General features: G+C 40.8%; 5 protein-coding genes. 1 reads left to right on the top strand and 4 read right to left on the bottom strand.

Annotated elements, in window-relative coordinates:
- Window positions 1-166: 166 nt before the first annotated feature.
- Window positions 167-970 carry a tyrosine-type recombinase/integrase gene (locus AAFN64_RS08925; protein WP_347760166.1) on the top strand — a complete coding sequence of 268 codons (804 nt, stop codon included), beginning with the start codon at window positions 167-169 and terminating at the stop codon, window positions 968-970.
- 29 nt (window positions 971-999) lie between these two features.
- Here AAFN64_RS08925 and AAFN64_RS08920 read toward each other — a convergent pair whose 3' ends face one another.
- The 4 genes from AAFN64_RS08920 to AAFN64_RS08905 all read right to left on the bottom strand — a co-directional run bounded on the left by AAFN64_RS08920 (window position 1000) and on the right by AAFN64_RS08905 (window position 15580).
- Window positions 1000-2517 (bottom strand): restriction endonuclease subunit S, encoded by a 1518-nt coding sequence (locus tag AAFN64_RS08920; protein ID WP_347760165.1) that lies wholly within the window; start codon window positions 2515-2517, stop codon window positions 1000-1002.
- The gene (locus tag AAFN64_RS08915) at window positions 2517-3953 is read right to left on the bottom strand and encodes a class I SAM-dependent DNA methyltransferase (protein WP_347760164.1); all 1437 of its coding nucleotides are present in this window, start codon (window positions 3951-3953) and stop codon (window positions 2517-2519) included. Before AAFN64_RS08915 ends, AAFN64_RS08920 begins: the two co-directional genes overlap by 1 nt.
- Window positions 3954-3966: 13 nt before the next feature.
- A complete protein-coding gene (locus AAFN64_RS08910) occupies window positions 3967-6660 on the bottom strand; it encodes a DEAD/DEAH box helicase family protein (RefSeq protein WP_347760163.1) in 2694 nt (897 codons plus the stop codon).
- Window positions 6661-7021: 361 nt separating this feature from the next.
- On the bottom strand, window positions 7022-15580 hold the full coding sequence (locus tag AAFN64_RS08905; RefSeq protein WP_347760162.1) for a hypothetical protein: 8559 nt from the start codon (window positions 15578-15580) through the stop codon (window positions 7022-7024).
- Window positions 15581-15592: the final 12 nt, after the last annotated feature.

Genomic DNA, 15592 nt, shown 5'->3' with positions numbered 1-15592 from the left:
ATGGTTCCGTTTATATAATACATTTTATTTGAACGACTTGGTGTTGATCCGGATGACCAAGAACCGATACTTTCTAAGGTGCATTCTGCCCATCCTTGAGGCAAGTTCTGATAATGTGAGTTAGCCAAGATAAATTTGTTGTCTTATTTTAAAAATTAATAGAATAATGGTAACAGAATTCCAAAAATCACTAAGCAGAAATGACTTGGCTGAAAACACAATTACGTCCTATGTTTGGACAGTAAATCATTTCCTAACGAACTACAAGGAAATAAATAAAGAAAATCTCTTAGCGTATAAAGGTTTTTTAATTGAACATTTTAAACCACAAACGGTTAACCTACGATTACAGGCAATAAACAAATACCTTGAGTTTATCAAAAAAGATCGATTGAAGCTCAAATTTGTCAAAGTTCAGCAGAAAAATTTTCTTGAAAACGTTATCAGTGATGCAGATTATAAGTTTTTCAAAACGAAGTTAAAAGCAGATGGAAATATTGAATGGTACTTTGTCGTTTGGTTTTTAACAGCAACCGGAGCTCGTGTTAGTGAATTGTTGCAGATAAAAGCTGAACATGTTCAAATCGGACACCTTGATATGTACACAAAAGGGGGAAAAATCAGACGACTATATATCCCAAAAAATCTACGTGCAGAATCTATTAAATGGTTAGAAACAAAGAATATAAAATCCGGTTATATATTTCTCAATCGTTTTGGGGAAAGAATTACAACCCGTGGAATTTCTCAACAGTTAAAACATTTTGCTTCTAAATATGGTTTGAATCTACATGTTGTATATCCGCATTCTTTCCGTCATCGCTTTGCTAAAAATTTTTTAGATAGGTTCAATGACATAGCGTTGCTTGCCGATCTTATGGGGCACGAAAGCATCGAAACTACCCGTATTTATCTTAGACGTACCGCAAGCGAACAACAAGCAATTGTTGACAAAATTGTGAATTGGTAAACAACAAACATTAAAGCGTAGGCAAATGCTTACGCTTTAATTGAATTTACTATTTTATCAAGTGACACAAAAATTTCTTCAATTTTTAGAACAATTCGTTTTTGTTCATTAAATGGAGGTAATATGACTATCAAAGAATTTAAGTTAGAGATATTTATACTTGCCTGATTGACAGCATTTTTAATATAAGGCTGTATAGACTCATTGAAAACAGGTGACTTAAAATACCAACTAATATATTTAGCATTTAAATTTTCTATAGGACGAAAACATAGTAGATTCATTCCATGTATTATTTTTTCTTCATTCTGAAGATATTCACATATTGCACTCTTCCCAACATGAATAGGACTATTGATATGAGACATTAATATGTCGTTTTCTTTTAAATAATAGTCACTATATTTATTAATATCTATTATGTTAGCATAACCCATTTTTTCTCTATTGATCATGCCGTTCGATATAGTTTCAATTCTAGTGATAGGAATTCCTTTCATTTCTTTATTTTGAGATATAGTGATCCCATTTCTAATAAACTTGAATAAATCTCCCAACATACATATTGACCAACCTTGAGGAACTTCCATTGTATAATGTGAGTTATCACTTGTTTTTTTCGTCTTCTTTTTGCTATCTGGATGCTCTGCTTTTATGCGTTCCAACAATACAAAAGCTGGTTCATCGTTGGGATCCTGTGGAACAAGTTTGCCTTTAATTGCGAGGTCAAGAATTTTGGATTTTGTATTCTTTACAATTTGTTGTAAACGTCCCTGATTCTGTTCTATTATCTCAACAAAGCTATTACATTGATTAATTTCTAAAATAATTTGTTGTTGTTCTTTTGTCGGAGGTAATGGTAAGAGAATTGACGAAAGCGCTTCTCCAGATAAGCTTTGAATTCCAACCCCTTTCTTGTATTGATCTATTTCTTTGCTTAGATATATTTTATGAAGAAAGAAATAGATATACCATGATTCTATATTCAAATATGGGCGTACTCTATGAACATGATTCTGAAAGCAAATTGTTCGTTCATATTCCCAAACTGCAGATCTACCAGAGTCTCCCCCCTCACAAACAAGTAAATCTCCTTTTCTTACCGTAAAGCGATCAATACCGCTTTCTTCTATTAGCATTTTCTTTAAAGTATTTAGCTCGAATCCTTCCCAATAGATATTGGAGGTCGTTATATACTCAAATAACTCACCTGTATTTCGTCCTTTATCAAGAGTTTTACCTGTATTATGCTGCGTAATAGAGCCCAACCTGCACCACTCCCAACTCTCGGGTATCTCAAATGGTATCTCTTGATCAATACATTTTACGGTTCCGTCTGCGAACTTCTCGTAATATGATTTATCAGAACGGTAAATATAAGATTCGTTCTTATCGCGCTTAATTTTTTTTTCTTTGATTAATCGTTCTTTTTCTACACGTATTTTTTCAATAAGTACAGACGCTGGTTCGTCATTCGGATCTTGAGGAACTAGTTTACCACGTATTGCTAAATCGAGGATTTTTTGTCGTAATTTTTTCGTATCCATTATTCCTCAATTTTTCCAATTATTTCTTTTAACGAAGCTACCGCTTTTGCGATGTTAAAGCTTTTCTCTTCAATCTGTGTGATCAATTCGGCAAGCGACATATCAACGGTATCCTCTCCGGTTTTAATCCATGTAATATCAAGACTGGTTTTATCTCTTTTCAATAATTCTGCTGAGGAGTATTTTCTCCAGCGACCAGATAAGTTTTCTTCAGAGTAAGTTTCTGTTCTGTCATGAATATTGTTTGTGTTGTAGCATTTTACAAAATCATCTAAATGCTGACGCTGCATAGGGTTGGTGGCTAATGTGTGTTTTACATTTGTACGATAATCGTAATACCATGTTTCTTTGGTCTTATTACCTTTAGAAAAGAACAAAACGTTTGCTTTGACTCCATTTGCGTAAAAAATACCCGTTGGCAGACGAAGAATCGTATGAAGGTCAAATTCAGTCAGTAATTTTTTGCGAATCGTTTCTCCTGCGCCACCTTCGAACAACACGTTATCTGGTAATACAACAGCTGCTCTTCCTCCGTTTTTAAGCATTAACATAATGTGCTGCATAAAATTTAACTGATTGTTGCTAGTAGATACATAAAGATCAGTACGCATAGAAGCAATATCAGTAGAGCCCGCCGGACGATTTCCGAATGGGGGATTGGCAAGCACAACATCAACCAGTGTGTCCGGCTCTTTTTCTAATGAATCGCAACATTCTATAGGACTACGCTCTGTACCGATTCCATGTAGGTATAAGTTCATCGAAGCCAAAGTAACAACAAGAGGCGTGTTATCATTTCCATGCAATGCTTTATCACGTAAAAACGTACGCTTGTCTTTATCCTGCGATTGTTCTTTCATGTAATCATAAGCAGCAAGAAGGAATCCTCCTGTACCACAAGCCGGATCACAAACTGTTTCTCCAATTTGAGGATGGGTGACCTCAACCATTGTGTTGATCAATGGTCGTGGTGTAAAGTATTGACCCGCACCACTTTTTTTGTCTTGACCATTTTTCTCAAGAATACTTTCATAGATCGCTCCTTTAACATCTCCGTCCATCGAAAGCCAGTTTTCTTCATCAATGAGCGTTATGACTTTTTTGAGATATACGGGTTTGTCTATTTTGTTTTGCGCTTTGGTATAAATTGTACCTATCAGATTATCTTCCAGACTTAGTATTTTAAGCGATTTCTCATACTGATCGATTAGATCAAGTCCGTCAAGCTCTGTTAAATTATTCCAGCGAAAACCTTCCGGAATCGCAGAATCTTCACCGAAAATTTCAACATTTTCGTTATCCATCTTCAAAAATAAGAGATAGGTTAACTGCGTAATATAATCTGTAAATCCAACACCTTGTGAAGAAAGAATGGTAGCTAAACTCCATACTTTTTTAGTAAGCGACTGTTCGCTTGCAATTGTTTTTTTTGCCATTAATGTTTTTATTTTAAGCAGCTTTTAAAATGAATTGTGAAAGTGATATTATTGCGGTATTGACAGCATCTGCTGAGCCAAAATTTCCTATCATTTGAACGACTAAAGGTTTGTCTTCTTCTTTAATGTCATTCATAGTGCAACTACCATTAGCTACAATGTAATTAACAACGTTGCGGATAATTTCTTTTTGAGCTTCAGTCAATGGACGTTGGTTTTGCCCGCACCAGAGCTCAAATCGACTCGCAGCAGTGGATGATAGCGAACGTAATTCAGGAACTTTTTTAAAGGCGAAGCGTACCAATTGAATGATATTGGTTAGAGCATCTTTTTCATCTTTTGAGCGAAATGAAACAACATGAGTCGGATCAAGAATAGAATAAGTATTCCATAATAAAACAGGATTAAACTTGTTACTAATTTGAACGAGCTTTTCTCTTAAATCTTTAAGCATTCCGTATGTAATTGGGGCATTTGTATTGTTGTAAATAATACGCAAAGCTTCTATTTCGTCTTTATGTGTATTGATATATTCCTCAAATGCTTGTGTTGTTTTTTGAGCTTCTTCAATTGAAAATCCTTTTTCAATTAAATTGTCTTCTCCCGGTTGTAAAATGGCTATAAATCCATCATTTAACTCTAACAGATATTGTCGTGCTTTTGGGTTATGGGCTAGAGCTTTAACAAGTCCCTTTCGAACAAGATTAGATTGGTTGATATCAATAAAAGGCTCTAGTGAATCACCTTCCAACACATTGAATATTTGTACAGCCAAATCTTTGATCTCAATTCCTGCTAAATCAGTGAATTTTTGACGTTGTTGATCATCAGATTTGATATTGATACGTGATAAACGACTTGCTAACAATCTTAAATTGTCATCTGGCAAATCTCCATGCGTGATGCGTTCCAATAATATTTTTAGTGCCATATTCGGGGAAGAAAATTCACCACCTGGACGAGTAACCTGCATTTCATGTTCTGTTACTCCAACCGCATCTACCAAAAAGAAAAGATCTTTACTGATGGCATTGGGCGTTACATTTCGAAGTTGTTCATCTCCTATAGTTCTTACGCCTCGTCCTTTCATTTGTATATATAAAGAATCAGATTCTACATCGCGCATAAACATGATAACTTCCAGAGGTTTAACATCTGTCCCTGTTGCTACTAAAGTTACCGTAACGGCAATGCGAAAATCTTTATCATTACGAAAACTTCTGATGAGTTGATTACTGTCTCCTGCAGAATAGGTGATTTTTTGAACAAAATTTTCGGATTGGTTCGGAAATATCTCTTTAGCAATTCGAACTATATTTGTCGCATGGGCATCGTTTAAAGCAAAAATGAGGGTTTTAGGAATATATTCTAATTGAGCTGCTCTATCCGGGTATAATTCCGTATATATAGCATCACGATAAGTTTCTAAAATCAACTTGATTTGCGAAGGGTTAACGATACTACGATTCAGTTCCGTAGAAGTGTATGTTTTTTCTACTGAATTTTTCACATCTTCCGTTTTACCAGAATACTTTGTTATCTGTGTGATATTTTCACCTTCTTTTATCGCGCCTCCGCTTTCTGTAGTTTGCGTTTTGATACGGTATACACGATAATCAACGTTGATTCCGTCAGCAATAGATTTTTCGAGCGTATAATTTACAATACAATTATTATTAAAAAAGGCTTGGGTTTCCGGAGCAGGTGTAGCCGTTAGACCAATCATTTTCGCGGATTTAAAATACTCCAGAACTTGTCGCCAATTACCATAGATAGAACGATGGCATTCATCAATAATGATCAAATCAAAGAAATCAGGAGGAAGGTTCAGTTTTCCACCCAATTGTATTTCGTTGTCATCTTCATTATTTGACTCATCATTATCGTTGTCATCCAGTTCCTGACCTGTAAGTAGTGCAAAAAGCCGTTGAATAGTTGAAATAATAACATTAGCATCTTTGGGGATTTTCGCAGATTTTAGCCGTTCTGTGGTAAAAATTGTATTTAAAGGCTCTCCTGTTTCTGTTAGTCTGAATGTTCCAAATTCTCCTTCTGCCTGTCTTCCTAAGTTGTTTCTGTCAACAAGAAATAGTACTTTCTTCATCGGTGTATATGAAAGTAATCTATAAGCCGCCATACATGCAGTAAAAGTTTTGCCCGATCCTGTTGCCAATACCATTAGCGCACGAGATTGTCCTAATCTAAAACTGGATTCCAATTCAGTAATTGCTTCATATTGGCAAGCTCGTAATCCTTTCTTTTGCAGAGTAGGTAAACCGGCATAGTAATCTTCTATACCAAGCATTTTTACGATTTCTTTCGGTGAGTGAATCCGGGAAACAGCGGTATAGTTCTCATCAGGATTATTTCTATTCTTGAATAGAATTTCTTTGCCGTTAGATAAATAAACTATGGGTAAGGGGTGATACCAATAAGAACACCAACTGGGCAATCTGCGAACATATCTTTCAGCTTGCTTAATGACAGTATCAGATAGCCGATGTTCTTCTCTTTTTGCCTCAAGTACTCCTATCGCTTTTCCATTGATAAACAGGAGATAATCAGCTTCAAGATTTCCTTTTAATAGTCCTTCCTCAATTGCCACAGCTGAGAGTTTAGGTGAGTAATTGTCTCTATTGACGATTTCCCACCCAGATTCATTCAGCATCCGGTTGATTATTTCTCTGGCTTTTCCTTCAGGGGTCATTTTCCTTCTATATAATTTATATTATCGGAAGTAAAGTACAAAAATAATAAATATCAAATGATATTTTGCGAATAACAATTTCAAACTGCTATATCTTCGAGTTATCCGTATATACATATCCTTTTGTAGGATATTATTTGAAAAATATTAGGAATAAACAGCATTACCAAATCGTTACCTGACTTTTTTGATTATCCTTATAAGACTTTGTATTCAACTAAAAGTACCCCGATATCGCAGATTTACTTCATCAGTTCGGCTAAAGCTTCGGGTGTAATCCGTGACAATAAAATAGAAAACTATAAAATAAAAAAGCCTGTTCCGATTTATAGGAACAGGCAAGGGGGAGGTTCTTATGCTATTACAAATCGGTAATAGCAGTCAAAGATAGTATAAGTGGTATTTGTAAAATAGGAACATAGGCATCGGTAACCGAATAGGCTGTAAGCGTAAAGCTAAAAGTACCGTTGTTCTGTTGCGGACTGGTACTATTCATCCAGTTCGTAATACCGTCGGTTAGCATATTGGCTATGTTGGCACCATGCGCGGTTACATCTACTGCGGTTGGCGTTAACATCACCACCGGAACATCGATTGTAAACGTTGTTCCCGGTATGCTATAGGTATAATCACATTGCATTTTGATGTTAAACTCGGTAATCGAAGCGTCAATATTGAGTGTTAAAGCGTCAAATAAAGCCAGCAACTGATTCTGTAACGTTCTACTTGGCGCTGCCGGATAACTTGGCGTTGCGATCTGAGCGATATTAATCGCGTTATCGGTATTCAACAACGGAATAAGTTTGTTGTAGAACATCACCTGTGGCGTCTGGTAAATAAACAACGGATTGGTGGTTTGCCAGCTACCATCTTTATTTTGAAGTAATTCTTCATTTCGGATTACGGCAACGCTACTCCACGCATTTTGCGCACTCAGAATATCCAGATCGTCCAACACTACATTTCGCGACGGGTTGACATTTCGGTCTTCATACAACAGATAAACACGCTGTCCGTTGTTATCCAGTTGGTAATAACGATAGGCAAGTGTATCACCCGGAATCAATTCGTTGGTATAGTTATCAATCGTCACGGTGATATTGGCATCCGCCGATTTCTGATCTTCCGGAATAATAGTCAGGATCAGATAATCGGTTTCTTCTTCATAACTCTCGGTAATCGTATAGCCTAAGGTATATGGTGGTGCCGGAGTGAAGTCCGCTTGCATAGCCATGTTAACCGTTTTTCTTGGGTTTACCTGATTGGTAACCGACCATTGTGCGGCGACCTGATTAATGATGTCAATAAACGCAAGCATGGCATAACGGGCATCCTGAGCCAATTCTGAATTCGCATCCATGGTGGCCGGCGTTAGCATCGCAAGACAATTGTCGAAGTCGGCATTTAACGACGGGTAAGAATCGATAAACTGTGCCAAAGCCTGATACATGCCCAGATTTTTGGTATTCATCACCGTATAATCACTCTGGTTTTCATCGGTCACATTAAACTGCACTTCCGTTACAATGGTATCCTGTGCTGCCGAAGTGTTCTGATAGGTGTAGTAATACACCCACTGACGGGCTTCTTCAATGGTAGGTGAGGCATCGTCGTTGGCCGGATAATTAAAGTTCTGAGCCGTAACCGATGGTGGTGTAGGATAGGAGCGCAACGGCACCGGAATGGTGGTTTCGCCCACATCGCCCATTTGTGCCAATGGTGTGACTTCGGAATTGATTTCACCGCTTAACGGAACGATAAAAGTCAGCCATGAGGAAGCCAGATAATCGTCCAGATCCGGAATTTCCGTGATGTCAAATTCCATATGACTAACGTTGTATTGCATATCGCCAAAAGTAAAGCTACGGCTTTCGGCACTGTCTTTGGCTTCAAACATATAGGTTAGCCAGGAAGCACCGTTTGCGGTTGGAACTTTTGCGGTCGATAAGGAATATTCGGTGGATGTTGGAATTTCGTCGGTACCGGAAAGCGTAGGATCCAGACCAAGCATTTTTCCATATAAATTCGGTACAAACGGCGCATGTGGCGGATCGTTGTTGGCATCGGCATATTCCGGACCGCTATACGACGAACTGATACTGGCTGTGGTTTGTACGGAAGCGACATAACGATAGGCATTCGAAAGCTGAATCAGGATTTGTTGTTTCCATTTTTCCTGGGCATTGCCGATGTTGGAAGGGTCTTTTGCCGTACAAGGTGGCGATGTTTCTCCACTACAAGGATCGATGATAAAGTCGATGGTGCCTTCGATAGCTTCGGCAATGGTTTGCTTGGCATCGAGTATTTGTTGCAGATAATCCGGATCGTCCGGGAATACCTTATAAGCGGTTAGTAAAAATGCCGGAACGGAATAAGCCGGACTCAGGAATTTATCGACCGCCTGAAGGAATTGTAATCCCCAGCTATCCATATCGATGCTGTTAAAGTTTTTAACCACACTACCGTCCGGAGCGCCTTTGTCGTAACTGGCAATCGAAGCGGAGAACGATTGCAGACTCGTAGCCAACGGAACCGGTGCAAAATAATAGGTTTGGTCTTTATTAAATCCAAAGCGCAATCCTTTGGCACCCGTACTGTCAAAACGGACCATCCATAATGGCGCATTGGCTGTGGTATCGCTGTTTCCTTTGGTAAGGTTCGCTCCGGTTGCGGCTTTTAAGATAATACCGGTATACGGTTGGTTAAGGAAGGCGGTTTCAAATTGTTGTGCAAAATAAGTCAGCGCCAACATGCTATTCTGACTGTTGTCGGATAGCGGTTGAATTTGAGTTGTGGCTTCGGCAACACCGGCTACACCCACAAAGTTTGGATCGAGATAGGCGGTACGAACCATACTGAAACTCGTTGTAATTAACGCGATTTCCGGTAGGCTAACCAGGTTTGTCGTGGTCATTTGCGTATTGAGCGTATAGGCCTGTACATCTACTGCGGCTTCTCCGGCCACTACGGTTTTTAAATATTCGATTATCGGATTGATAAATTGTTTTAGTAGTTCCGAATTCGCCAGCTCGTGTACCATAGGAGTGGTGTTGCCTTGGGCATCAACGGTGTCTTCTACGGTAGTTGTATAACGAAGTGCCATATTCGGACTGTCCAATTGATAATACAGGTTCATATAGGTCTGTAAATCAATTTGGGCGTTGTTCTGTGCGCTTTCTCCTTTATAGCGGGACGTATTAAAGTTGAAGGTCAGACTTAGGTTTGGCGCCTCCGAAAGCAGGCTAAATAAATACGATACCGATACCGATGGCCACTGACTCAGGGCGATGATGGCATCACTATACAATACCTGCATGGCGGTATGTAAAGGCTGCGTATCGTTTGGTGGAATATTACCAAACATATCCTGCCAGTTTAAAACCATTTCAACCGTATCGCCAATTCCGGCATATGGATTCGGATATAACGGATCGGTTCCTTCCGGTTGTACGTATTTGTAATACGGAATCACGGCATTATAGTTCCAGTCTTCCAGATCGTCGTTATCCGATGTATTGCCATCTTCGGTGTTGGAAACGGCTTCATCATCGGTAGAATCGACCGGACCGGCCGGAGTCGGGTTGACATAATCCGGGATGGCAGGTACCGCAAGACCAATCAGGTTGAATTGGGTTTCCAGATAGACCTGATCTTCGGCTATGGTTGGCACCGGTTGTGTTGGCACATAGTCACCCGGATTCTGACGGGAAACTTCATATCCTACGGTTCCCGGTAGTAATGTGGCAATACGGGTGGTATACTGCTGATCCAATGGTGCTGTTTCCGGCGATTGTACAAATACGGAAGTAATGGAAGTATCAATCGAATCACCAATGATGACACTATTTACAAATGGACTGTTAATTAGGGTATTATAGGTGATTTGTATCGCAAGATTGGCAACACCGGTTCCGGCAAATAAGGAATCCGGTAAGCCGTTGGTGGCATTGTTTTCATAGTAGAAATAGTAACCGCCACTGCGAACGGTACTACATTCCCATAATAGTTTGACAAAATCACCGGCGGTATTTAAGGTATTGTAAGTGCCTTCCGGAGTTGCTTCCATAACCATCATGCGCATCATGCTTTCGGCAGGATTGGTTTCGGTGGAAAGATTCGCCTGAATAATGGCTGTTTTATAGTCGCCGTTGGCATCCGACAGATAACCGCCATTGCTGTTTTGTGTCGGATCCGGCTGGTAGATAATCTGGATTTGTTGTATTGTACGGGTTCCGTCGGTATCGCCTATGGTATTCAGATAGGTAAGGAGTTCCTGTAGGTAAACGGTACTTGCATCGTCGGCACCTACCAGATTGTACATGTTTCCGGAAAGTGGCGTTACCAACCCGGATTGTGCCGTTATTTTTTGTAAGGTAAAGTTAATCGTAGTTCCCCACGTATAGTTTTGCACATCGGCCTGGGTGGTTCCGCTTGCCGTTGTGGTGAGCGATTTGACTACAAATTGCCAGTTGTTGCCTTGTTCGGAGAAAATAGTCGTCAAATTGGACGGTAATTTCCAGATATACGGCTCATTGGTAACCTCCGGATAATAATCGCCCGGATATTGCCATAAGGCCGGACTTCCCAATGAGAAGGTTTGTGGGGTATCGTTATAGTTGATCAATGGACTTGGGCCATAGGTTAACACCGGACTAAGCGAAATGGCGGCAATATCGTGAATGTGCTGTATCTCGTTATTGTCGATGGTAACGGTGAGTTTGTTATCGGTTCCGGATACCATATTGATCCAGGATTCGTCCGGGTTTTCCAAAACGATAGAATATACATCACCTTGTTGTAACGTACTCGGAATGGCCAGTTGTTGGCCTGTTAATACATATAATGGTTGGGTTACTCCGGTTGCCGCATCCGGTGGTGCCGGCAAACGCATTCCGTGTAACATAAATCGTGAAGCCATACCGCTGATACCGTCGATACTGTCGGTTACCGCATGATTTACGACATCGCTCACCGTTCCGGAGAAGGTTTCCTGAGTGTTCAGGTAGTCCAACGCCGATTGTATGGCTTGTTTGGCCAGTAAGGCTACGAAATCGGTAAACATAAACGTTGGAAACGATAAATTATGTTGCTCCTCGTAGGTCGGATCGGATATATTCTCACAATCGGTTGGCGCATAGTAATCGGCGGTCATATCCGATTGGTAATCGACACTGGTCGACGCTAATAAGGCGGTAATATCGCTAATATAGTTCTGATCGCCGGTCATGCTTTCCGTAGCAAAATCGATCGGGTTTCCGGCGGTTCCGTTTAAAATGGTATTCAGCAATAATTCCGGAACAACCGGGAATACGGCGGCATCCATAGTGCCTTCGGTGTTGGCATCGACCGCACGGATGTTTAATTCGAAATACGTACTGAAAAAGGTTTTGATGTCGTCTTGTGCCGCATTGCTATAGTTAAACGGCGGTTCGTGATTCGGTCGCGTATTAAAATAGCAGAGCATACTGTTCATCTGGTCGGCGGTGATCGTTTGGTTTTGAAGCCAGTCCAGTCCGGTATTGTCTGCTGTATTTCCAATTAAGGCATTGATCGCCCAATATAATACGCCTTCGGTTACGCCAAAAAGACTGTTATTGTCCGGATCGGTGTTAATATAAAGCATGGCAATATATTGCGGACCGGAGGCGCCGCTTTCGCCGGAAACGGTTAATTGCGGGAAGAACATTAAATCCAACGGAACCTTGGTGGTGGTTTGCAACGGTTGCCATTTTAAAACAACCGGAGTCGTTTCGGCAAGGCTTAAACGTTGCAGACTTCGGTAATTTTGCGGTAAGGCACCTTTGGCCAAAGCATCTTTCGACGGACAAAGATTCCACGGTGCGGAGGCCGATGTGTCGCTTCCTACGACAAATGAGGCGCTGATGGTGGTGCTGAATCGAAGCGAAACTTTGATCGAGAACAATCCCAAATGGATTTTAACGGTTAGTTTTACCGAAACACCGGCTTCAAAGGTAATTGGAATTGGCATATAGCTTTCGATCGTCATCGTGATATAGGCATAGGCCATAATGTCGACTTTGGCCGAAATAATCGCAAAGTTGACTTCTCCGTAGATATGACCGGTCAGACCAAAAGTTCCCTGTACTTTATAGTAGGTGTCGTCGTAGGTGTCTAAATTTGGATTCGCGCTGAAAAATCCTAATACACCCTGAAAAATTCCAACAGCGGTAAGGGATAATCCGGCTTTTAAGATTCCTTCGTCTACGGTTTTACCTACACCAAGCGAAAGGCCGAGTCCGAATTCGATTACCGGGTTAAAGTTTCCGCAGGTTGTTGTCGGTACACTGTTGGAGGTTGCTCCGCTGAGGTAACCGAAATAAAACCCGCCGTATCCTAAAAATGGAAATACCTGTATGGAAAAAGAACGCGAAAAGTCGGTAATACTGGCCGGAAATCCGAAGTCGAGATAGAAATTTCCGTTGGTGTAAATCTGTACGCCTATAATGGGTAAACTGATCGATACTTCGCCAAATTCAAAATGCCGGAATTCATCCGGTAATTGTAAATCCAGTTGGTACATTCCGATCGAGTCGTTTATTTTTTTATAAAGGATTTCAAATTGTAAGTTTTTAAAATAATTGGATTCCGGACTCACGCCAATCAACAAGCCATAAAGGTTCGGATCGTTAAAAACGGTCGCCACACGATAGAATTTCGCCACGGTAAAATCGGCTCCAATTAACCAGTTGCTGTTTTGATCAAATACAAGCGTACCGGGTTTGGTATCGGGTGTTGCGGCCGGAACCGGAATCGTACTGTCACCGGTATTGGAAGTCGTGGTAAAAGCTTCTTCCAGTGCCGTGATGGCTTCGTCAACCGAGTTGAGTTCCGGCGAATCATAAAGCGACACGTGTTGCCCCATGGCCAGAAGTTTTAAATCGAAAAATTCTTCTCCCATTCCCGGTACCGGTGGCATTTGCGTGGCATCGCTACCTTTTCCGTCTTCCTGTAACGGCGAATCGGGTTCGATTGGCAGTCCTAAAAAGGTTCCGGTAAAGTACATATAAACACCGCTACTGGAGGCGTCTTCGGCATCTTTGGTGATTTTTAAGGTTTCGATATTGATAAACCCAAGGTCGATATGAAGTGGGATCGTGGCTACAATGCTACTTTTGTTGTTTTCTTTATAACGGGTATAGGTAAATTCAAATCCGGACAGGTCGATGGTGTCAAGTAAATTCCACGGCGCAGCCAATGAAAACCCGGGGCTAAAAGTTCCTACAAATGTGGTGATCAGTTCGCCTAGCGAGATTTTATCGAATTTGATGTCGATGCTGTCGTAGTCGGTGTTGCCGATATAGGTTATGTTACAGGCAAATTCCGGCATGTTGAGGTATACCTGTGTTTCTTCGGAACCAAATTCGTAACCGACTTCAAAGGTAAGGCCAAGCATTTGACGGGCATCGGCGATTCCGGCAATGGTTCCCGACGTACCGTTTTCATCATATTTTATCGCCACACTGGCGTCGAGTTCCAAATCAAAGGAACTGTATTGCAAATGCCAGTTTACATCACCGCTAACGTCGTAAGTGGTAAGCTTGGTTTTGTCGTCCGGTACTACGGTTACAAAATTGACATTGCTGATATTCGGTAAATTATCGGTTACCCAACTTGGAATATCGGCCATACCAAAGGCTTTTAGAAACGTATAGGCGATAGAACCCAGGGAAATGGTCTGATCGGTACCCGTACTTGCGCCAAAAGTCCAGGCTGTGGCATCATATCCGGCATAAATGGTTAGATCAACACCGGTTTGATCATCTGGGCCGATATGGAAAAAACCGGCAATTTCTCCGGTAGTCGTTCCCTGAAGACTGTTTACGTCGAGGTTGAGTCCTGTCATCGTAAAACTCAGACTCGGGTCGTTAATGGTAAAGAAAACCCAGTTGCTCACAATGGAGCAATTAAGGGTATAGTTTTGAGAATCGGGATCGATTTCGATGTTTAAAACCTGTATTTCGGATTGCAGATCGATCGTGGTACCGCTCCAGAACATCGTAAGCAGATCGCCCAGTTGGATCGTTCCTTCAATGAGTTGGACACTGGCCGTAAAATTCGGATAATGTGCCGTAAGGGCTATAGTGTTGGAATCGGGTGGACCGATGGTAAAGGTTCCGTTAATGGTAAAATCGGTACTACTCGCACTGGACGTACTAAAACCGGAAACGATACAGTAAATATCAATACCGGTAATCGCTACGCCGGGTAAGATCTGCCAGATATAATCGGGTGGCGTACTGATTTCAATACCCATATAGTCGACAATACTATTGGCGGAATCGTAACTGATATCGATCGATTTTAAACCTAAGGTACTCAGCGTACTAAAAGGTTGCGGTAACGCGGTTGTAAGGTTGATTCCGCCGGCCAACTGGTAAAAATTGGAAATACTCGGATACGGATCGGAAAAAAGCCCCTGAAACATCCAGATGTTATCCGTAACGGGATAGCCCATAGCCACCTGTAATGTCACTCCGGTGTTGATGGTTCCACCAACGATACCTACTACGGGTAATTCGGCTTCGGCAATACAAAGTTCGTAATACGGAAGGGTAACGGTAAACCAGTTAACGCCCGGTAAGGCTATGGTTTCACCTAAAAGCGTGATATAAAAGGTTGAGTTAAGAATTTCATTTTCAATATAAAACTTTACAAAACAATCGCAGTCGGGTATCTGGAACGAGGACGTTACTCCTTTTATAAGAATAGTGTTTTCGTCCGGCATTGCAATCACAACGGCATTGATAATCAATTGTCCGTCCGGTACAAATTGTTTGTAACTGTTTGAGGTGATCGGAAGATCGAGCGCAGCAGTGGCATTTACAAAGTACAGTTGATCATCGCTGTTAACCTGTCCTTGTAAGCCGGTATAGAGTTGTTGTAGTTGTTGCGTATCCATAATGCTAGTCCT

Origin of the sequence: Flavobacterium sp. CAU 1735 (assembly GCF_039888695.1) — a bacterium.
In the GTDB taxonomy this organism is placed as follows: Bacteria; Bacteroidota; Bacteroidia; order Flavobacteriales; family Flavobacteriaceae; genus Flavobacterium.
The sequence above is the reverse complement of the archived record's forward strand: the minus strand, read 5'-3'. Positions and strand labels throughout refer to the sequence as shown.